This window comes from Sphingobacterium sp. SG20118 (genome assembly GCF_044740685.1).
Lineage (GTDB): Bacteria > Bacteroidota > Bacteroidia > Sphingobacteriales > Sphingobacteriaceae > Sphingobacterium.
Window position 1 is genome coordinate 3,640,786 of sequence record NZ_CP172826.1, and the last position, 22,327, is coordinate 3,663,112.

Genomic DNA, 22,327 nt, shown 5'->3' on the forward strand with positions numbered 1-22,327 from the left:
ATTTCATGAAAAAAATATATTTACTACCCTTTGCCCTCTTAGCTTTTACAAACTGTAAGAAAGATTTTTTAAATCAAGAAAATCCTAATGCCGTTTCGATAAAGAATTATTTCAAATCTGAAAACGATGTCCTATTGGCTATTAACGGAGCCTATCAAGCATTACGTTCAGGAAACACCCTTGGTGAAACTGCAGCGTTGTATAATGAGGAACGTTCTGATAATACCGGTCGAGATGATAATCAATCTGCAGCAGGAGAACCTTTCCAATTTAATGATTTTTCACTTTTACCAAGTAATACGTATCTAAAAACACATTGGGTTGCAATGTATGAGGGTATCAACCGCTGTAATATTATCTTATCGAATATCGATGATGTTAATTTCAGTGTAGTAGAAAATAAAGAGCGTTACAAATCAGAAGTTAAATTTATTCGTGCACTTATATATTTCCATCTCGTTCGTAAATGGGGCGACATCCCCTTATCAACAACGATGTTAGTATCAAAAGATGATGTTGATAAACTCGCTTTTAGGCAAAAGGAAGAAGTAATTTATACACAGATTGTACAAGACCTAAAGGAAGCTTTAACTAGCAACCTACCCAATACCCAATGGGAATATCAAGTAGGTCGTGTGTCCAAAACAGCAATCAATGCACTTTTAGGTCAGGTTTATCTAACTATGGGCGCTGGCTTATCTTTAAATAAAGGTGAAAACTTCAAACAAGCTGAAACATTTCTAGCGACAGCATATCAAATGCGTACTTTCGGAAAATTATCTGAAATCCCTTATGCGGATGTATTTGATGTTAGCAAAAAAATGACCAATAAAGAATTGATATTGCAAATTCAATATATACAAGGTGATCAAAATTATAAATCTTCCATCGCTGCTAATAATCAAGCTAAAGGTGAAAAATTCATTTCCAAAAAAGAGTCAACAGGTGTTGGTGGAAATGTAAAAGGAGATCTAGTGAAGGATTATGAAACAAAAGATCTCAGAAAAGATTTCTCAATCAAATTTGCATCCGACCCACAGGTAAATGATTATTACATCACCAAATTTAGAGATACTTCAGCTACGGCTGGAGTAAATGGATGGGGAGGTAATGATTGGATTTTGATGCGCCATGCTGATGTAATGTTATTATTGGCTGAAGCAAAAATGAATCTAGGAAAAGATGTTGAAGCGATTATATTACTAAATGAGGTGCGCGAACGTGCAGGATTACCATCTTATGCCGACTCACGAAAGGATGCAACTTACTCCGCTAATTATCCGACGTTAAAGGATGCTATATTACACGAACGCCGTGTAGAAACTAGCATTTGAAAATCAGCGCTGGTTTGACTTGGTCAGAAATTATAGCGCAGAAGAATTAGTAAAGTACTTTCATTCGAAGAAACAAGAAGATTATGGTAATGCCAAAATACGTAACATTTCTACCAAAGATCGCTTTTTCCCAATTCCATATGATGAATATAAACTGAATCCTGAAAAAATGTATCAAAATCCAGGATATTAAAACTATTCTATTGATCTTGCCCCTGCTATTATAAACCATAATTTCAGGGTCAAGATTTTATCTTTATGCACCCCCTAAGAACGGAGCTTGCAACCAAAAAATTGAACACTCTCCCTATAATTTTTAATTGACTGAGACAAACCTACCTATAATGAAGAATAAATTAAAGCTAGCACTAATGAGCTGCTCCTTCTTCTGGAGCTTAATATCGCTTGCACTTGCACAGCAGAAGGATTTTGAAAAACTGCTCATCGCTTTTGAAAAGACTCCTAGTTCGGAGCAAATATTTGTTGCTGCTCATCGCGGTGATTGGAGAAATGCTCCTGAAAACTCCCTATTATCTTTAAAATATGCTATTGATATGGGGGTAGATATCTATGAATTAGATTTAAAAAAATCCAAAGATGGTGTATTGGTTTTGATGCATGATCGTACATTAGACCGCACGGTAAATGCAAACGGAAAACCAAGTGATTACACCTTGAAAGAATTAAAGTCCTTTCGTCTAAAAAATGGTTTAGGAAGAACAACGCCTCATCAGATACCTACTTTCGAAGAGTTCTTGATCGCTGCAAAAGGACAGATATTAATTGATGTAGACAAAGGGTACGAATATTTTCCAGACGTAATAAATTTGATAAAGAAGTACGAGATGGAAAACCAGGTTATGGTGAATATCGATGCCGATTTACCCTTTTTTGAAGTAGAAAAAAAGTTTGGTCAAGTTCCGAATGAAATTAAATTGATGCCTGTCATCAATTTAAATCAAGAAAATTATCAACAAACCATAATTTCATATAAGAATAGAAAAAACACCATCTTTCAATGTGTTTTTAAAGAAGAAAATAAAGATGCTTTGACGTACATAAAAGATTTACAAAGTCAAGGTTATCACATCTGGTTAAATTCACTTTGGGCTTCTTTAAATGCTGGACATGATGATGATACTGCTGTAGACCTACAGCAACCCGATCAATCCTGGGGTTGGCTAATAAAGCAGGGAGCTTCGGTCTTACAAACCGATAGACCACAAGAGCTTTTAAAGTATTTGAAGCAGCAAGCGCTTAATCACTAGAATTAAAAATAATTTAACCAATGTAATATATTCGCTAGCGTATTGAACTATTTAGTCTAACGAACATTTAAAGTCCAGTTTTGTACAATCGGAAAACTGGACTTTATTTTTATAGAACCTAACGTCCCATATACGGAATACTAATACTTAAATTTAGTAACGATAATTTAAAATTTGAATCTTATCCCAACTCCAAGTTGAAAGACATCCGCGAGTGATAGCGCTTTTATATTTTGAAAATAATTAATGATATAATAATCATTGGTATTAAATTCTGAATAAATACCAACCTTTTTAATTCCTGTACCACTCCATATTCTCTCCATATTTAGCTCGATTTCATTTGAAAAAGATAAATGAGGCCTAAGCGCTGGAGACCAATAGTAGTAACCAGATGGGTATTGCGATGAATGAAATTTAAAAGGTAGATCTTCGTGAAAAGAATAGCTCAGAAAGACCCCTGGATTAAAAGGATACAGCTTCCCCCACTCTTTCATTTTTATCTCAATAGGTTTATACGCAAATTTAGCCGTCAATGTATGCAGTTCTCCCCCCTTAGAAGCTGGCACATACCCATAATTCAAATCAATATAACCTCTTTTATTCTTAAAAATCTCATATCCGAATCCTAGGCTTCCGTAACCGATGCTGCCCGCATATTGCACGATTATTGCATCCGGAATTAAAAAATTCATTCTTTGTGCAACTCCTTTACCGACTAATCCAAAAGTAAGAATACATAACGCAACTAGTTTAGAAAGATATCTGTTCAAAGCTCAATTTTTTATTTACTATTTCCACCAATAAGAATTCATTACTTCCAATAGCATTAGTGGTCACATATGGAGTCGTAAAATTTTCGAACCGAAACTCTTCAAAAACATGATTGTGTGCATGAAACGATGTCAGAAATCCAGTTGCATTCCCGAAAGTCGCGGAATAATCATCGACGAGATTTTCATCAAAATCTGAAGATGTAGGCGGAACATGAGATATCGCCACATAACTACTGACATCAGCCTGAGATCTTAATTGATTTTTAAGCCAAGGTATATTCGGCACCTGTCCATCAAACTGATATTCTCGACTATTAGTATCGTGACAAATAAATTTGACACCTCCATATACAAAGGAGTAATTCGCTTTACCATACATCCTTTGGAAAGCTTCTCTCCCTCGCGAGGTAAGATCATGATTTCCAATAACCGCAACATAAGGAATATTTAATTTATTGAGTCTTTCTGCCACCCACTCCATCTCTTTAAGATTCCCAAACTCCGTAATATCTCCTGCCACGACTACAAAATCAATACCTGACATTGTATTTATCTTTTTATAGAAATTGCTCACCGCACTATGAGACCGCTGGGTATCACCTGTTAAGACAAAACGAACTGTATCGTCATGTTGACCATCTCCTAGTTTTCTAAGGTTAATTTCATTAATATCTTGATATGAACTCTTGTTGAAAATTTGATTGGGACTATATTCAAACTCACTGCATCCAACAAAAACGATGGGTAATAATAATAAAGTCGCAGCGATTAACCGCTTAATTACTTCTTCTCTAAACATTAAAAAAAATAGATAAATCAGATAAAATAAGATAATGCCGAACCAATTGTTCTGTGAGGCATTTGTTCTACTACCATGGTACTGAGTAGGACCTATATTCCCTAACCATTTGTTAAATATCGATAGCATTACAAAGATTAAAATTTTTATTGACCTTTTGACTTTAAAATTCAGAATAGGATTTATTCAGACTTTTAAATGACATAAAAACATACATGCAACATCAAAAAAATTGATAAAAAAAACATGCTATAAAATAAATTTACATAAACAGCAAAACAACATTTTAATTGCTTAAACAACCTAAGTAACCCAACATATACATATCAGCAAAACAGATGGAATTAAAACCATAACATATTTGAAATGTATATAAATATATAATAAAACAGAAATAAAAATGAAAAAAACGTTTAAAACATCACTATCACAACATACTTAATTGAATAATAGATTCAAAGACAACTAGCTTTACTTCATGAAAAACATGAGCACTAAGTTACAGAAACAACCTATTATAAATTTAGATTATGGCATATTTAAACAAAGCACATTCAATCAAATATATCCATTAAATTTACTGACCTTATAAGACAGATTACTTCATTCTAACCAAATAAAATTGATATTAGTATAGGTAGAACGCACAAGAAACGACATCTCACGAGCTATAAAACTTAAAAGATAAATTAGAGTAATTTAGATAATCGATGTTAAAAATAAGCTGTTCAAACCAAACAGCGATTTCTTCACTTTCAGATAAATATCTCAAAGTGAAGAGAGAAAGAATCGTAAATACAGGCACATTTATTAACGTCTTAATACCATTAAAAAATGATAAGTAATTTAACAGGAATAATTCATTTGGATATTTCGAGGGTTATTTCAGATAAAATACACCAATTAAAATCTGCTTGCCAATAATTGGATATAAGCCAAAAAGAAATAAGTTCAGCGATAGCATAACTGAACTTATTTCTCATATAGAATCTACCACATTTTGACACATAAAAATTATTACTTATTGGTTCGTGTCTATAGAGCAATCATGGTATCATTTGTAATACCATGATTGCTCTTATTTTCGTGAGCTATTAAAATTTCATTTTTTGTATTCTAATTGCATTTAGTATGGCAATCAAGGAAACACCAACATCAGCAAAAACAGCCTCCCACATTGTAGCGATACCTCCTGCACCCAATATCAGCACAATTCCTTTCACAATAAAAGCAAGGGTAATATTTTGCCATACCACACGTTTAGTTTGCTTGCCAATTTTTATAGCTAACGGAATTTTGGATGGTTTATCATCTTGTATGACCACATCGGCAGTCTCAATAGTAGCATCACTACCCAAGCCCCCCATAGCAATACCAACGTCGCTCAACGCTACGACTGGCGCATCATTGACACCATCTCCAACAAATGCAACGCGTTGTTTTTGATTTTTTATTTCTTTAAGCTTGTTAACTTTATCTTCAGGTAGCAAATCTCCAAACGCATAGTCCACACCTAATTTTTCAGCTACATGACGAACAACGCTACTTTTATCGCCACTCAGCATGGTCGTCTTAACATTGAGCTCATGTAATGATTTTATCGTTTGCAAGGCATCCTCTTTAATACTATCAGCAATCGTTATATAACCGACAAAATTACCATCATAGGCAATGGCAATCAGGGTATACACAATGCCAGCCGAATCGAAATCATAAGTTATGGAAAATTTATCCATCAACTTAAAATTACCTACAAGCAGTTGCTTTCCTTGCACCGACCCCTCGCAATCCAAGACCTCCGATTTCTTCCACATTATTCAAGCTTATGCTATGATCAACCTCTCCTGCGTACTGATGAATAGCGGTTGCTACTGGATGGGTGCTGTTACTTTCAAGCGCATTCACCATCTTTAGTATTTCAGCTTGGTCATAAGCCGGATTAAAATTAACTTCCTGAACCTGAAAGACACCTTCTGTCATCGTTCCAGTTTTATCCATAATCACATGATCAATATTGGCAAGTGTATCAAGGAAATTGCTCCCTTTAAACAAAATACCATTGCGACTTGCTGCGCCTATACCTCCAAAATATCCAAGGGGTATGGAAATCACCAACGCGCAAGGACAAGAGATAACCAAAAAAACCAATGCCCTATACAACCAATCATTAAACTGATAATCCGGTACGATTAGTGCCGGTAACAAGCAGATCGCAATCGCTAGTAAAACGACAATTGGAGTATATACTTTTGCGAATTTACGAATGAACAATTCAGTAGGAGCTTTTTGGGCCGTAGCATTTTGCACCAATTCCAATATTCTACTCAGCTTGCTATCTGTATATTCGGCTGTCACCTTCACAACACTAACGGTATTTAAATTAATCATTCCAGCAAACACGGGCTCCCCTTTGGATTTGCGATCGGGTTTGCTCTCCCCTGTCAAAGCCGCAGTGTTGAAAGAAGCTGTATCTGATAATAATTCTCCATCCAAACCTAGCTTTTCTCCAGGTTTAAGTTGAATTATAGCACCTACCTGGACCTCTTTAGCTTTAATCGTTACGGGTAGATTATCCATCAAAACCGTCACTTCATCAGGCCTTTGATCCAATAGCGATTTGATATTCCCTTTAGCTTTAGAGACTGCTAAAGTCTGAAACACCTCGCCTATAGCATAAAATAACATAACCGCTACTCCTTCCGGATATTCACCAATAGCAAATGCACCAATAGTGGCAATAGCCATTAAAAAAAATTCAGAAAAGACATCTCCTTTACGTATACTCACGAAGGCATCCTTAATTACCGGCATTCCAACCGGTATATAAGCTACAAGATACCATAAGATACGAACCCAACCGCTAAACCAATCTTTCATTATCCAATTATCCATAGCGACAGCGGACATCAGCAGAACGAAAGATATCAATGCAGGAGCAAACAATCCAAAGGTACTACCAGCTATAGTATCGTGATCATGTCCGTCATGATCGTCATGAGAGCTGTGGCTATCCTCTGAGCGTGCACTAGAGCCTTCAATCAATTCCTGAGCGCCAGCTTCTCTGTATATTTTCGTCGTTTGCGTGCAGCAAAGTTGATTACCTGCTGCATCATAAGTATGCTTATGTTGTGTACTCATCTTTTATTATTGTCTAAGTCCATTTAACGAATTAATTATTGAAACAAATATAAGAGACACATCAATGCAATGCTATTGCATAGTTTGATCCATGCAGTCTTGACATATACCTTTGGCAAACAATCTTACCTCATCAATACGAATGGAATTATTATTCGGTAAGGAAAAGACAATATCCGCCCGACATGTAGTTTGTTTACATAATTTACAATAGAAATGTAGATGTCTATCTTTATGCGTTACTTCATTACAGTCATCGTTACAAAGCATATACTTGCTCGTATTATTTTCTTGAATACTATGAACAATTCCTTTTTCTTCAAAAGTCTTAAGGGTGCGATATAATGTTATCCTATCTGCTGGATAAAAATGTGCCTCAATTTCGGAGAGCGATAATGCAATAACCTGTGTCGCTAAAAAGTCATACATCAAAATCCGCATACTTGTCGGTTTTGTGTTTTTATCCCGTAGCTTATTCTCTATTTCATTATTTAACATACACACTTACTTTTTTAATTACATCTTGCCTTGAGTCCAGAAACAACTATTCATACATGGTATCAATATCACTTACCCTATTATGCCATAAAGAAAATTCCATCATAAATATATGACCTGTGCTAATCACCAACATATAAATATAGACATAAATACATATATTGTTTTTGCAATAACATAACCCGTTAGCTAACCCTATACAATTTAGATACCATTATTTTTGCATGACCATCATGTGCTGTAATTTTAAATATAAACCGGGTATTTAACTAGACTACAATACATGACTTCCTGCATAAATACTTTTGAACACTATTGAGGTGTCAAAAAAATAAATACACGAATTAAATGGAGGGATTAATTGAATAAAAAATTGGCAAAAGATTTAAGGAATAATCGTGCCTAAATTTAAATTCTGATAATAAGATAGATATAACGAATAGAGTAAATACTAACCCTTTCAATCGCCAATTAAAGAACGTCTCAAGGACCTTTCCCACTCGTGATTATTATACTCCTTTTTAAGTATAAAATGCGTCTTATTAACTTATTTTAATCAAAAAAGAAGGACTATCATGAATTTAAGTTAATGGCTTTGTGTCTAATTTATTAAAATAAGTGATTTTTGAAAGAAACATCGTTGCCATTTTTTCACCTCTCAATATTGCTTCTTCTGCTTTTTGTCCATCAAAAAATTCACGTACAGTGCTACGCCAAAGGTCCAACCAGGCATCAAAATGTGCTTGGCTTAACGCCATAGTTGCATGTGGTGGAAAAGGACTCCCAAAATAAGTGTGCTGTTCAAGAAGGATAGTTTGCCAGAATTTATACATTTTCCCTAAATGCTCTTCCCAGCGCCCCTCTAAAGAATTTGTAAAAATAGGACCAATGAGATTATCCAATCGAACTCTACCATAAAATGTATCAACAAGTAGTCGAATATCTTCCAATGAATCTATGTCTTTCTTTTCCATATTGCGCATCCTTTAATTGCTGTTGATTACCTGATATCAAACGAGCATGTACTTACAAATATACCAATAATTAAAAGAGTATAACGTCTTTTATAATAGTATTTGTTAGGCTTAAACAAAACTGATATGAAAACAAAATAATGTTCCGATTTCGCTGTACAATACCGTATTATTTGCCGTAACACTCCCCATTGCGCTAAAAAAGCATTAAAAAAGGAGATAAACAAAGGCATGTCCAAAAGCTGTTTGCTCATGACCTAACATAAATTTCTTTTCCCAATTATCGAACACAACCAATAAGGTTTTATCTAATTAGGTATAGAAAAAAGCATCTTTAAAATAACTAAAGCAGAAATTATCATAATAGATAGCTAGAAAGTTCAATACCCAAGCGCACTAAAAAGTGAATTGTCCAACAATCCATATGAATGACACTTTGAACGTGCATGATATGTAATAAATACCAATTAGATCAGTATCTTTGCAATCTTGGTTACAATTAAAAATAAAGTCAAAAATGGGTGTTTTTTCCAAAACTTGTGAATATGCCATGCGCGCTGTATTTTATATCGCGCAAAGCTCCCATGAAGGTAGAAAAGTGGGAATAAAAGAGATTGCTGAAAAAGTGAAGTCTCCCGAACCTTTTTTAGGAAAAATTCTTCAAAATCTGAGTAAGGTGGGGGTAATACAGTCATCGAAAGGACCAAATGGGGGATTTTTCATTGATCCTGAAGGATTAAAAAAACCCATTGCTGACATCGTCCTTGCCGTAGATGGAGAACAAATTTTCATAGGATGTGGCATGGGGTTGGATTATTGTTCTGAAAAAAATCCATGCCCACTGCATAATGATTTCAAAAAAGTAAGAAATCAACTTAGTATCATGCTTAGAAACACCAGTATTGGTCAATTTAACCTCGAATTAATCAAAGGAAGCGTAACCCTGTATAAGTAATGCTAGCTTAGTTTTTATCTACTACAACAACTTGAAGCAGCTCTTTTTTGTGTTTATGTGCTACCGCAGCACCGATAAGCATTGACATAATAATTGATTTCAAAATCTGCTTTAGCTATATTAATTCCTTTTTCAGAACCTTCAACTTCCAAGACAAAAGTAACGACTGCTAACAATATTGATCTGTACATACTTCTACGAACTCCTTTATTTTATAGACTAAGCTTATTCGTATTTAACTCACTGATACACTAGATTCTACTTTCTGATTCGAAATTAAAAATAAGAGAACACCCTTTTATTACATTTATACCACTAACAGATAAAATTCCGTAAATGAAAGAAATATTAGGGTGAAACATTATCTAATAATGAGACCGTCAGTCTCGAGCTGGTCAAATACCATTAATACACCAATAACTCGAATTTGCTCTAGCTCATATTCAGTCCGGGAAAAATAACGCACAGCACCAATTTCGTTACTTGGCTGGATCTCTTCTCGAAGATCATAGATAAAACAATCCTGTTCCATGATGACACTTGGATTTTCACCATAAGCTGGAGCTGTGATATGACAATAATAACGTAACCTTTCGTTATCCAGATCAACCAACAATTCTTCGAGTACCTCTCGCCTCAGAGATTGTACGGAATCTTCCCCGTGATCTACCTTACCTCCAGGAAGATACCATGCTTTTTTATTATTACTATAAGCTAAGAGTAATTTCCTGTCCTTTAATGTAACAAGACCTGCGGTGAGAAGAGTGGAATTTAATTTGTGCATATAAAAAAAGTCTGATAACAATTCATCAAATAAAATACAAATAAACTATTTAAAGTATGAAATTCATTTGCTTTTGTCCACTAATTTAGAAAATTAATATAACTTTATTACACTTACTATAACGCTACACAATGATATCTATGCGCAAAGAAAACTCAACAAATTCTCTAAATGAAAAATCGTTGCAGACATTTTGTAACGTTCATAGGGTACTTTCTCAAATCAGTGGAAGATGGAAAGTCTCGCTCATTCTTGCCTTACAATATGAAAACTTGAAGTATTCGAGTTTTAAATCAATACTTCCTGATGTATCTGACAGAATTCTCGCAAAACAATTAAAGGAATTGGAAGATGCTAGCATCATTTATAATGAAAAAGATAAAACCCAATCGCTTTATATATTAACAGAAAAAGGAAAGAAAATTGTGACAGTGCTCATTACTTTAGGGAATATTGATAAAAATTAGAATTTAACTTGCTCTAAAAACTCAATCACTTCTCCATTCGGACTATAAACCAAACTATTATGGACATTAACCGTCTTTTGTTTATTCACTAAATCAATGTCAAAAACGCCATGACTCAAATCTCTCGCACCTATTTTCAGAGCTTCATCCCTCGCCGTAACCACATCCTTAACTACGAAACAAATATGAAGAATTGAATTTTCTACCATCTCCTCATCGATTTTTCTTTTTCTTCCTTGTGCAGGTATATCCGCATTCCCGTCACAGATTTCGATATAAGCGTTTATTCTTTCATGAAATAACATCACGCATCTCTCAAGTTTAAATTCCGGTAAAGACCACTCATGCAGTGTTTTAAAACCTAAATGTTCGTAAAAATTTACTGTCTCATCAAATTTCGGAGCCTTTAATGAATAATGATGAAACCCAATAATGTTTTCTGATAATTTCATACTGAATATTTTAAACAAACTTATGAATCACTTTTCATTCGGTAAAGAACTTACAAAATTGTTAGCATATCATTACTGCATTAACAAGAACTAACTTCCTAAAAAACAATTTAAAAAAAAACGATTCTCACAAAATATTGTTAATGTGTAAAACATGCAAATAATGGCAAAATCTAAATTTTTACGATTCTTTAATCTACATAGTGGCGAAGATAAGAAGGAAAATGTACTCGAAAATGTTGTAAATAACATTTCTTTCCGCGGTGCAAATCTTTGGATTTTGGCTTGTGCCATTGTAATTGCATCCGTAGGATTAAATGTAAACTCGACCGCAGTCATCATTGGTGCGATGCTCATTTCTCCTTTAATGAGTCCGATAGTAGGCGCCGGATTTGCTTTAGGAGTATATGATTTCCCATTATTAAAAAAGTCATTAAAAAATTTATTAATCGCCACCTTTGTAAGTTTATTGGTATCCTTTTTATATTTTACATTAAGTCCTTTTAAAGATGCACAATCTGAATTATTGGCTAGAACGTCGCCCAATATATATGATGTATTAATTGCCTTTTTTGGTGGACTTGTTGGCGTTATCGCGATAACACGTGTCGAAAAAGGCAACCCCATACCTGGAGTTGCAATTGCGACAGCATTAATGCCTCCTTTATGTACAGCTGGCTATGGTCTCGCAATAGGAAATTTCTCCTATTTTGCAGGTGCATTATATTTATATACTATTAACTGTTTCTTTATTTGTCTCTCTACCTTTATCATCGTAAAATACCTCAATTACCCAAAAGTAAATTTTGTGGATTCAAATCGGGAAAAGAAAATAACACGAGTTATTACGCTTATTATTCTCGTACTTATCGTTCCCAGTGTATATTTTGCCTACACATTATTACAACAAAAACAATTTGCTCAAAAAGTCAGCAATTTCATCCAAAATTCCTTTATAGATAAAGGATATACTGTCGTCTTTGAAAGAACTAACTATAACACCAATCCCAAAAAGTTAGAATTAGCATTTCTAATCAAAAAATTCAGCAAAGAGGAAGTTGAGGGCTTAAAAGAGCAATTAAAGGATTACGGCATAACCAATACAGAATTAATCATCCGCCAAGATAATAATGATCTAAAAGCAGATATACTCAATGAGATTAATAAAAAAGAGCAGAATCTTTCTGATAAAGACTTAAGAATAAAACAATTAAATGCCGAACTGAACAAATATCAAATCAACACACCAAATTTGCAACAAAATATCCAGGTATTATTCCCTCAAATAATGAGTTACAGCATAGGGATCCAAAACAAAATAATTAGTCAAGATAGCGTCAACAACACAATTTCATTAATCTATCAAGCGGATAAAAAACTAAGCCCAGAAGAATCCTTAAAACTAGAAAATTGGATGAAAATTCAATTTCCAGAAAGAGAAGTTACAATCATTGAAAACAACTAGGACATCGACCATAAAAACCTGAAATAAAAGTATTTATAAAATTTATTTTCTTGCCATATGCCAAGTGTAAGCATAAAAATATGATGTAAATTACAACGGACAACTATGGGTAAAACCTCACTTTTGCCTCACTAAAATACTGGAGTAAATGTTACTAAATATAAATAAATGAAAAAGAATAAAATAATTTTTTGGTCCGCTACGATTGTTATATTTTTATTTGAAGCAATCATGCCGCTATGCACCCTCATCTTCTCTCCCGAAAACTTTAATGTCGGAACGAAACCTTTGGGATATCCCGATTACTTCACTTATGCCCTCATTATTTGCAAATTACTTGGAGCGACTACTCTAATTATCCCCAAAATCCATCCAAAAATAAAAGAATGGGCATATGCCGGCCTAACCTTTAATTTGGTATTTGCTGTTATCAGTCATGCTGTTTTAGATCATAACATTAGCTATATACTAGCTCCGGTTGTAGTGGGTGCTATACTAGCAGTGTCTTATATCTATAACCAAAAAATAAAACCCATAGACTAAAACAAAGAAATAATAGCTACAAAAGTTTGATCATCTTTAAAACCAACACGTAAAATAATATTCTCTTTACGAGCTTTCATTAATAATGATTTTTTGATAAAACCATTATTAATGAAAGCTTTTATATAAAAACTTGCGCTAACAATCCTATTTTTCAGCTCAGTTTCTTCGGGTTTACGACGATATAATCTGAAAAATTACTTTTTTTATATTATTCTTTGCATCTTTTTTTGTTACCTGTCAATCTGTAGGTTCCCAACATCATTTTTTGAGCTTGCTATATTAAACACCAATTATACAATGATTTTTTTCTGAAGTTCCGGTAAATGATTGTGCCAAGTAAGAGTTGAATATCCAGATATCGCATCAATTAAAACAAAGGAATGAAGCTAATCAAATTTTGAAGTGAAAATTCTTTCTATTGAAAAAGCAACTGTAAATATAGAGAGGATACGTATAACCGATGAAAAAGCCATCCTTTACAGAAAAGTTGATTGAGATATTCGAAAAGTACTCCTGTTTATAAAATGGATATGCGAACTTGAACGACAGACAAGGTTTCTTGAAGGTAAACAAGTATAATCTTACAACGAATTCAAAGTAACTACATACCTAAAGTAGATTCTTTATTTAATGAATTTTATACCTTTGAAAAAAATATTCTGAAAAAAGTCAATTATAATTTAAACAGGGAAAAATAATCGTAATGGAAAAAGAAACAAAAATATATCGGAACTCAAAAAAGACAAAAAAACTATTATTGACTTCTATAGGAGTATGCATCATTTTGTTAATTGTTATTATATATAGCGCAGGAATATTTGATGGCGAGTTGAAAACTAAACCACTTGTATTTTCGTCTGCCGCATTTTTAATCATGCTCATTCTTCTGCTGAAGACCCTCCTAAGTTTAAAAGATAAAAGTCCCTTAATTGAATTAAATAATCAAAACTTTTATGGGAAGACCACGCCCTTGTCAAAATCTTTTGGAATTGTGAATTGGGAAGATGTCGCTGATATCCAATTACAAAAATCAGGGGGCGACACGTTAGTCGTTGTCACGTTAAACAATCCTGAGAAATACGAGGGCAGACTTTCAAAAATGCTTTGGAACATGGCCTATAATAACACGACTAATCAGTTAATGTTAATGTATTCATCTTCTGAGATTGACATTGACCACAATGCACTATTCGACCTATTTAGTAACTTTTGGAAGAAAAGTACGGATTCAAAAGCTTAAATCATTTCTTTCAAGTTTTACAATTGTAAAACAAAAGCCTTATTAAAAAACACCCATAATTCCCTGCATTTGAATCGAACCTGTGTCCCCTCTATGTCCAAACCATAGCATGATAAAATTGTTCTAACTCAAAAAAAATCATACAACTGCTAATGACCTTATATAAAATAACAAATCTTTAAGCAGCCATCGCACAAATGACTAATCAGCAATTTACAAAATACAGGAACATACTATTTCTTACAATTTCGGAATATTAATTTCTAACCCTATTCTCATTTATGAAATAACAAAATTTTAAAAAATAAATTACGCCAATAATCTGGGCTAAATGGTGCACTTCTAAAAGTTATTTTAATTTCCAGCATTAGTCCTAGCTGACAAAATAATGTACTGAGAGCCCATTTAAGCCCAAAACATACCAATAAATTAATATTCTCCAAAATAAATCAAACTATAACATCTTAGTTAATCATACACAAGCTATTAATACTTTTTTGTTAAAAAACTATTATCAAATTTCCCTTATTATTAAAAACACGATAAAAATTAGCTATTTTTATGGCGCCATAACCATCTACCGCTATTAATACCGAAAGGTGTTACTGCTTTGTTATGGAAGCTCCTGCTATCATCTCAAAAACATCAATGAAAAATTTAACAATAATTGGATTAACGCCATTTGAAAAGCCTGACGTCAACCTTATGCCAAAATTGTATCAGGCAGGTGCATATCCATTTTTAAGCTTAGGCAATCAGTTAACAAGTGCTCAAGAATCTCTAGATGAACTTGAACAGTTAGCTATACCTGCATGTGGAATTTACATTCCTAACGCTGAATTTAAATCACTCCAGATTCCAGAAAAAGTAAAGTATATCATACTTCCTGCTGGTAGTTCGATACAATTGACTTCGGATATACCGATTTTGTATCAAGTAAATAGTATTGAGGAAGCTAGACAAGCCGAGAAATCAGGTGCAAAAGGTATTATTATAAAAGGAAACGAGGCCGGCGGTTTAGTCGGTTACGAATCAACTTTTGTGTTATTTCAACGCGTAATAAAAGAAATTCAGACCATCCCAATATGGGTACAAGGAGGGATAGGGCTCCACACAGCTGCGGCGGCCAAAGCCTTGGGAGCTACTGGAATTGTATTGGACAGCCAGTTGGCATTATTCCCTGAAAGTGTAGTTTCCCAAGACATTCAAAGAACTATGTTCAAAGCTGAATGGCACAGAAACTAAGGTTATTGCGAACCATCGGGTATTGGTCAGACCAAATTCTCCTAAATTACCCGAAAATATCAATGCTCAAGATCTCGTACAATATTTCCGTGATTTAGACCCTACCCAAAGCTATATCCCCATGGGACAGGATATTTCACTTGCCATAGATTTATATGAAGATTTCAAAAATCTAAAGAAAATGATTTTTGGATTCAAGGAAGCTATGTATGGGCATTTAAAACAGGCGAAGACGTTAAACATCATCCGTCAGGACAATATTATGGCGAAGCAACTTGGCTTACGTTATCCGATTGCTCAAGGACCAATGACACGAGTTAGTGATGTTCCTTCATTTGCCAAGGCCGTTTCTGAAGCGGGTGCACTATCTTTCGTTGCCCTATCTTTACTTAAAGGAGAAGCAGCAAAAGCTTTAATTACAGAAACTAAAGCCCTTGCTGGGGGAAAAACATGGGGTGTTGGCATTTTAGGATTTGCTCCTCAAGAATTAAGAGATGAACAAGCTTCCTATATCTTAGAGGCAAAACCTCCTGTGGTACTAATTGCCGGAGGAAGACCTGCACAAGCGAAAATATTCGAAAAAGCTGGAATCCAAACCTTCCTGCACGTTCCTTCACCTGCGCTATTAGATATTTTCTTAAAAGAAGGTGCTAAAAACTTCATCTTTGAAGGTCGTGAATGTGGTGGTCACGTGGGACCACTCTCAAGTATGGTCTTATGGGAAAAACAAATTGAGCGCATTTTAAAAGAAGAGCATCCTGAAAACATCAGTGTATTTTTTGCAGGTGGGATCCATGACTCTTTTTCAACTGCTTTTGTTTCCATCATGGCAGCTCCATTAGCAGCTAGAGGTGTCAAAATTGGGGTATTAATGGGGACAGCTTACCTCTATACGCAAGAAGCGGTAAGTACTGGGGCCATCCAACAAGAGTTTCAGAATCAAGCCCTCGATGCAAAAGATACGGTCTTATTAGAGACAGCTCCGGGACATGAAACACGTTGTTTGAATACTGCTTTTGCGGCTCATTTTAATACCGAAAAAACGAAGCTACTAACCGCTGGTGTAGATAAAAAGCAGGTCTGGGAACAACTCGAAAAACTAAATGTAGGTCGCTTACGCATAGCGGCTAAAGGTGTGGAACGTCAAGGCGATAAGCTTATCGATATACCTAAAAACAAACAATTAGACTTAGGTATGTATATGATCGGTCAAGTCGCTACGATGCAAAATCAAGCAATGTCACTTGCCGAGCTCCATGAAAACGTGAGTACAGACAATTTTATACATATTCAAGAGGCCTCCTTACCTGAAGAACCCACATCATTGGAAAAACCATTGGATGTGGCTGTAATTGGTATGGAATGTATTTTCCCAGGTGCTAAAAACTTGGAAGAATACTGGCGCAATATTATTTTAGGAAAAGACAGCGTAACGGAAGTACCTGATGAACGCTGGAATAAAGATTTATATTATCACCCAGATGTAGATGGTCCAGATGTATCCCATTCAAAATGGGGTGGATTCATTCCTAAAATAGATTTTGATCCTTTGGCATTTGGAATCCCACCTCAATCTCTTGCTGCTATCGAGCCGACACAGTTATTAACATTATTGGTCGCTAAACGTGCCATGGACAATGCTGGATATGGAGATAAAAGTGTTAATAGAGAAAATATATCGGTTATTATCGGTGCTGAAGGAGGTAACGACTTAGCCAATAGCTATAGCTTTAGAGGATATTACAAGCAGGTTTTTGGAGAGCTCCATGAAGAAGTAAAGACTGCATTACCGCATACTACTGAGGATTCCTTCCCTGGTATTTTAGCCAACGTTATCGCTGGTCGTATTACGAATCGTCTCGATCTTGGTGGGCGAAATTTCACTGTAGACGCAGCTTGTGCATCATCTCTAGCAGCTGTTGATTTAGCCTGTCAAGAATTGATTTTAGGTAAATCGGATATGGTATTAGCGGGTGGCGCCGATTTACATAATGGTATCAACGATTACCTGATGTTTTCAAGTACTCACGCTCTTTCTCGAAAAGGTCGGTGCGCGACATTTGATAGTGATGCCGATGGTATTGCATTAGGTGAAGGTGTTGCCATCATGGTATTAAAACGATACGAAGACGCTATACGGGATGGTGACCGCATCTATTCTGTGATAAAAGGTGTGGGCGGATCAAGCGACGGCAAAGCACTTGGCCTTACTGCTCCAAGAAAAATTGGCCAAGTACGTGCGCTAGAACGGGCATATGCGCAAGCGGGCATCAGCCCAGCACGTGTTGGATTAGTAGAAGCTCATGGAACAGGAACAGTCGTTGGAGATAAAACGGAGCTGAGTGCACTGACAAATCTATTCAGCCGCTCGGGTGCTTTGCCTGGCCAAACTCATTTGGGATCTGTAAAAACACAAATTGGGCATACCAAATGTGCTGCCGGATTAGCTGGACTAATTAAGGCTTCATTGTCCGTATATCACGGGATAAAACCCCCTACTCTTCACCTTCAGCAACCAAATGCTTATTATAATGCAGAAACTAGCCCCTTTGCATTTTATGCTGAAAGTGGATTATGGACAGAAAAGAATCGTTATGCTGGAGTTAGTGCCTTTGGTTTCGGTGGAACAAATTTCCACACCGTAATTGCAAATCATCCTATAGAGAACAGTACCGCTACTCTTCAAGCTTGGCCATCAGAACTTTTTGTCTTCCGTGGGAATACCTACGATGCAGCTAAACATCAATTGATACAGATTAAATCCATATTAGACACCAACGATGATATCCCTTTAAAAAATATAGCCTATAGCCTAGCCACTGGATCTATAGATCCAGTTCAATTAAGCATCGTTGCCGATACTGCAGAGGATTTGATGATGAAAATCGAATTGGTACTCTCTGGTATTGAAAGTAAAGACACATACATCGTCAAACAAAAAGCTGGAAAAGTTGCCTTTCTATTCCCTGGACAAGGTAGTCAACGTATCAATATGGCTCGCAACCTATTTGTATTATTCCCTGAAATGCGCAAACTACTAGTAGGACATCCTGAACTGGAACAAGTCGTTTTCCCTTCTGCTACTTTTGATGACCAAACACTGAAACAACAAAAGGAAACCATTAAAGATACCCGTTTAGCGCAACCATTATTGGGTATTATCGATCTTGCTATTGCTAAATTTCTGCAATCTTTAGGTATCATTCCAGATATGCTTGCAGGTCATAGTTATGGTGAATTACCTGCTCTATGTTTTGCTGGTGTATTTGCCGAAGATAAATTGGTAGAATTAAGTACCAAAAGAGCTCAAGCTATTCTAGACGCAGTAGAAGATGGTGATGCAGGCACGATGGTGGCCATAAACGCAACAGCAGGTCGTTTAAAATCTATTGTTGAACAAGTAGAAGATTGCTATTTGGTCAATTTTAATGCGCCATCACAATGTGTAGCAGCCGGAAGCACAATCGGCATCCATAAATTAATGGACCTGTTAAAGCAGGAACGCATTTCTGCTAAAAAACTGGAGGTTGCTTGTGCTTTTCATAGTCCCCTGGTCAATCAATCTAAAGAACTGTACCAAACGGTCCTAAATGATATTTCTTTCCAGAATATGGAAATTCCGGTTTGGTCCAATACCTCTGCCGCATTATATCCAACAGATAGCACGGAAATCAAAACAAGATTAACAGATCATTTAGTTGAACCTGTTCGTTTTGTTGAAGAGATTGAGGCCATGTATGCTGATGGAGCCCGTATATTTATCGAAGTGGGTCCTGGAAAAGTATTGACAGGCTTGACTAAATCTTGTTTAGATAAAGACGAGGTAACGCTCCATGTCGAAGATAACAGCCATGATAAGCTGCCCCATCTGCTGGGAATCCTGGCACAATACTTAGGTACAGGGCGTAGCTTTAACATTAGTCAACTTTTTGATGGTCGTGATGTTGCTTTTATCCATATTGACCAACCCGAACTTTATAAGAAAAATTCTGCTATTTGGCGTGTTAATGGACAATCTGCCCTACCTACTACGGGTACATTGCCTGCCAATGGCGCTTTACCCATATTAACTCCTTTGCAAATGAACAACTTTGCCAATCAACCGACATCTGCATCTGAAAGTCAACTTGCTACCGAACGCATGTTGCAAGAGTATTTGAATAGTATGAAACTACTGATACAAGCGCAACGTGATGTCATGCTGACCTTTTTAGGTCAAAATCCAGGTGTAAATCCAATGCCTGTTCCTACTCCAATCTTACCTAATGTCGTTATTGAACGTCAAGCAGCATTACCTGCAGCTCCAATTGTACAACAATTACCAAGCGTAAGCCAAGTAAGAACAGCTCCGGTAAAAGATATTAAAACGATATTACTACAGGTTGTAAGTGAAAAAACGGGCTATCCGCAAGAAATGTTGGGTATGGAAATGGATCTTGAAGCGGATCTAAGCATTGACTCCATCAAAAGAGTGGAAATCATTGGAACTCTCCGTACTGAACTGAACCTTTTCTCGGGTGGTAATAGCAACGAAGATACGATCATGGAACAGTTAGCAGCGATTAAAACCTTAAGTGGTTTGGTCTCTTGGTTAACAGAATTAACGGGTGAAACAGTCATAACGGAAATACCGATAGCAACTGAATCTACAGGTTCAAATATAGCAAATTCGCCACTTACACTTCAAGAACTACAATCGGAAATTTTGGATATTGTAAGTGAAAAAACAGGCTATCCCAAAGAGATGCTTGGACTTGACTTAGATATGGAAGCTGACTTAAGTATTGACTCGATTAAACGGATGGAAATCATCAGTGACCTTAAGACCAAAATTGGTTTTGGTAATGATATGGACCAAGCAGATGATTTAATGGAAAAACTGGCTGCAATCAAAACATTGAATGGATTGGCTACCTGGATTAAAGACATGAGTCAAGATGATGAACCTGTTCAAAGCACCCTATCACGTTTGAGCCTCGGATTAGCTCCTGCAGCATTGCCACTCACTCAAAACATGGAACTCATCAAGGGAAAACGTTTTGCCATTACAAAAGATAATAGTGAGCAAGCGATAGCGATAAAAAACAGTCTGCAGAAGTATGGAGCTTTTGTAGAATTAATCGACATCGATGCTAATCTTTCTGATTTTGATGGACTGATTATGCTTCATCTTTTCACTTCAACAGTTAAACATAGTATCATTGATTATATTTCATTGATTCAGAAACTTGATTTTGATAAAGCGAAATGGATTTATTTAATCTCAGATACTTCATCACATCTCAATGAGTTAAAAGACATCAATGTACTAAGGCATTATCAAGGTTTCTCAGGTTTATTCAAAAGCTTAGCTAGAGAATTTGAACAGACAAATTGTAGATTAATTAATTTAAGTACAATTCAAGAAACTGAACAGATTGCCGAAATAGCGCTTAAGGAAATACTGACGACAGAAAAACAAGCTGAAGTTATCTATAAGAATGAGCAACGACACCGTATGGATTTGACACCTACACCATTTCCAAATAATTTAGAAAAGGCACATATTCAATTGGATTCTAAATCTGTCGTATTGGTACTTGGTGGTGGACAAGGGATTACCTCCGAACTCGTCAAACACATGGCAGAAGCGCATCCCTGTACCTATATTCTTGTCGGTCGATCAGCAGACCCAAGAACTGGAGCTTCTGATATGAAAGAAATAGAAGGTCTGAAAACCAAAGAGGAGATTAGAAGTCATCTCATTCAATCTGGGAAATTTAATGCTCCTGCACAAATCGAAAAGGAGACCGTAAGAATTTTCAAGAACAACCAAATCCTACGGACTATCCGTCATATGGAGCAACTTGGCAGTACTGTTGTTTACGAATCGTTAGATCTTTGCGACGAACAAGGACTAAGGACCTTGTTGCGTGACATCTATGGAAAATACGGAAAAATTGATGGTGTCATCCATGGCGCAGGCTTATTGGAAGATAAACTTTTTAGACAGAAAACGACGAGTTCTTTCAGTCGTGTCTTTGATACAAAAGTAAAACCATTGCGTGTATTAGCAGAACAGTTACACACGGATTGTCAATTTGTTGTTCTATTTTCAAGTATTGCTTCCGTTTATGGCAATAAAGGTCAGACCGATTATGCTGCCGCTAATAGTGTGATGGATGACTATGCGCAAGCATTGAACCAACGCATAGCTGGTAAAGTCATTTCAATCAACTGGGGGCCTTGGAAGGGTGCGGGAATGGTGTCGCAGACTTTAGAAACAGAATATGAACGTCGCGGTATTTCATTAATTCCTTTAGAAGAAGGAAAAGAAGTTTTTCTGAATGAAATAAATTACGGAACTGAGAATCAAGTATTGATTATGTCGGGAAACAATTGGTAAA

At 35.7% G+C, this 22,327-nt stretch carries 17 protein-coding genes and 1 pseudogene; 10 read left to right on the forward strand and 8 right to left on the reverse strand.

Translation table 11 applies throughout. From position 1 onward, the window contains the following. Positions 1-5: 5 nt before the first annotated feature. The 3 genes from ACFX5U_RS16770 to ACFX5U_RS16780 all read left to right on the forward strand — a co-directional run bounded on the left by ACFX5U_RS16770 (position 6) and on the right by ACFX5U_RS16780 (position 2,602). Positions 6-1,334, forward strand: coding sequence for a RagB/SusD family nutrient uptake outer membrane protein (locus tag ACFX5U_RS16770; protein WP_400261516.1), 1,329 nt, complete (start codon positions 6-8; stop codon positions 1,332-1,334). Positions 1,335-1,353: 19 nt separating this feature from the next. Further along, entirely contained in the window at positions 1,354-1,527 is a 174-nt protein-coding gene (locus ACFX5U_RS16775; protein ID WP_400261517.1) for a RagB/SusD family nutrient uptake outer membrane protein, read from the forward strand. Between the two features lie 151 nt (positions 1,528-1,678). After that, positions 1,679-2,602 carry a glycerophosphodiester phosphodiesterase family protein gene (locus ACFX5U_RS16780; RefSeq protein ID WP_400261518.1) on the forward strand — a complete coding sequence of 308 codons (924 nt, stop codon included), beginning with the start codon at positions 1,679-1,681 and terminating at the stop codon, positions 2,600-2,602. A 167-nt stretch (positions 2,603-2,769) separates the two neighbouring features. Here the strand turns inward: ACFX5U_RS16780 and ACFX5U_RS16785 are convergent, their stop codons facing one another. The 5 genes and pseudogenes from ACFX5U_RS16785 to ACFX5U_RS16805 all read right to left on the reverse strand — a co-directional run bounded on the left by ACFX5U_RS16785 (position 2,770) and on the right by ACFX5U_RS16805 (position 8,787). Continuing rightward, a complete protein-coding gene (locus tag ACFX5U_RS16785) occupies positions 2,770-3,375 on the reverse strand; it encodes a hypothetical protein (RefSeq protein ID WP_400261519.1) in 606 nt (201 codons plus the stop codon). Beyond that, the gene (locus ACFX5U_RS16790; RefSeq protein WP_400261520.1) at positions 3,356-4,306 is read right to left on the reverse strand and encodes a metallophosphoesterase family protein; all 951 of its coding nucleotides are present in this window, start codon (positions 4,304-4,306) and stop codon (positions 3,356-3,358) included. Before ACFX5U_RS16790 ends, ACFX5U_RS16785 begins: the two co-directional genes overlap by 20 nt. 965 nt (positions 4,307-5,271) lie before the next feature. Continuing rightward, a pseudogene (locus ACFX5U_RS16795) lies at positions 5,272-7,315 on the reverse strand (heavy metal translocating P-type ATPase). Between the two features lie 72 nt (positions 7,316-7,387). After that, positions 7,388-7,813, reverse strand: a complete 426-nt coding sequence (locus tag ACFX5U_RS16800; RefSeq protein ID WP_038700231.1) for a Fur family transcriptional regulator — start codon at positions 7,811-7,813, stop codon at positions 7,388-7,390. A 581-nt stretch (positions 7,814-8,394) separates the two neighbouring features. Then, on the reverse strand, positions 8,395-8,787 hold the full coding sequence (locus tag ACFX5U_RS16805) for a group III truncated hemoglobin (RefSeq protein ID WP_038702902.1): 393 nt from the start codon (positions 8,785-8,787) through the stop codon (positions 8,395-8,397). A gap of 517 nt (positions 8,788-9,304) precedes the next feature. Here ACFX5U_RS16805 and ACFX5U_RS16810 point away from each other — a divergent pair. Next, a complete protein-coding gene (locus ACFX5U_RS16810; protein ID WP_038700233.1) occupies positions 9,305-9,742 on the forward strand; it encodes an Rrf2 family transcriptional regulator in 438 nt (145 codons plus the stop codon). A gap of 53 nt (positions 9,743-9,795) precedes the next feature. Here ACFX5U_RS16810 and ACFX5U_RS16815 read toward each other — a convergent pair whose 3' ends face one another. Both ACFX5U_RS16815 and ACFX5U_RS16820 read right to left on the reverse strand, forming a co-directional pair. Further along, complete coding sequence (locus ACFX5U_RS16815; protein WP_158500309.1) at positions 9,796-9,933, reverse strand: hypothetical protein; 138 nt, start codon at positions 9,931-9,933, stop codon at positions 9,796-9,798. 170 nt (positions 9,934-10,103) lie between these two features. Next, the gene (locus ACFX5U_RS16820; protein ID WP_280565819.1) at positions 10,104-10,526 is read right to left on the reverse strand and encodes an NUDIX domain-containing protein; all 423 of its coding nucleotides are present in this window, start codon (positions 10,524-10,526) and stop codon (positions 10,104-10,106) included. A gap of 140 nt (positions 10,527-10,666) precedes the next feature. Between ACFX5U_RS16820 and ACFX5U_RS16825 the strand changes: the two genes are divergently transcribed. After that, positions 10,667-10,993: a helix-turn-helix domain-containing protein gene (locus ACFX5U_RS16825; protein WP_038700237.1), complete on the forward strand. Its 327-nt coding sequence runs from the start codon at positions 10,667-10,669 to the stop codon at positions 10,991-10,993. On the opposite strand, the gene ACFX5U_RS16830 is transcribed toward ACFX5U_RS16825, so the two are convergent. Continuing rightward, a complete protein-coding gene (locus tag ACFX5U_RS16830; RefSeq protein ID WP_400261521.1) occupies positions 10,990-11,445 on the reverse strand; it encodes a VOC family protein in 456 nt (151 codons plus the stop codon). The genes ACFX5U_RS16825 and ACFX5U_RS16830 overlap by 4 nt on opposite strands. A gap of 163 nt (positions 11,446-11,608) precedes the next feature. Here ACFX5U_RS16830 and ACFX5U_RS16835 point away from each other — a divergent pair, with 163 nt between their 5' ends. The 5 genes from ACFX5U_RS16835 to ACFX5U_RS16855 all read left to right on the forward strand — a co-directional run bounded on the left by ACFX5U_RS16835 (position 11,609) and on the right by ACFX5U_RS16855 (position 22,326). Then, the gene (locus ACFX5U_RS16835; protein WP_400261522.1) at positions 11,609-12,910 is read left to right on the forward strand and encodes a DUF389 domain-containing protein; all 1,302 of its coding nucleotides are present in this window, start codon (positions 11,609-11,611) and stop codon (positions 12,908-12,910) included. A 168-nt stretch (positions 12,911-13,078) separates the two neighbouring features. Next, positions 13,079-13,453 (forward strand): DoxX family protein, encoded by a 375-nt coding sequence (locus ACFX5U_RS16840; protein WP_400261523.1) that lies wholly within the window; start codon positions 13,079-13,081, stop codon positions 13,451-13,453. Between the two features lie 706 nt (positions 13,454-14,159). Continuing rightward, entirely contained in the window at positions 14,160-14,696 is a 537-nt protein-coding gene (locus tag ACFX5U_RS16845; RefSeq protein ID WP_400261524.1) for an STM3941 family protein, read from the forward strand. 648 nt (positions 14,697-15,344) lie between these two features. Continuing rightward, the gene (locus tag ACFX5U_RS16850) at positions 15,345-15,941 is read left to right on the forward strand and encodes a nitronate monooxygenase (protein ID WP_400261525.1); all 597 of its coding nucleotides are present in this window, start codon (positions 15,345-15,347) and stop codon (positions 15,939-15,941) included. Positions 15,942-15,963: 22 nt separating this feature from the next. Then, entirely contained in the window at positions 15,964-22,326 is a 6,363-nt protein-coding gene (locus tag ACFX5U_RS16855; protein ID WP_400261526.1) for an SDR family NAD(P)-dependent oxidoreductase, read from the forward strand. The last annotated feature ends 1 nt before the right edge of the window (position 22,327 follow it).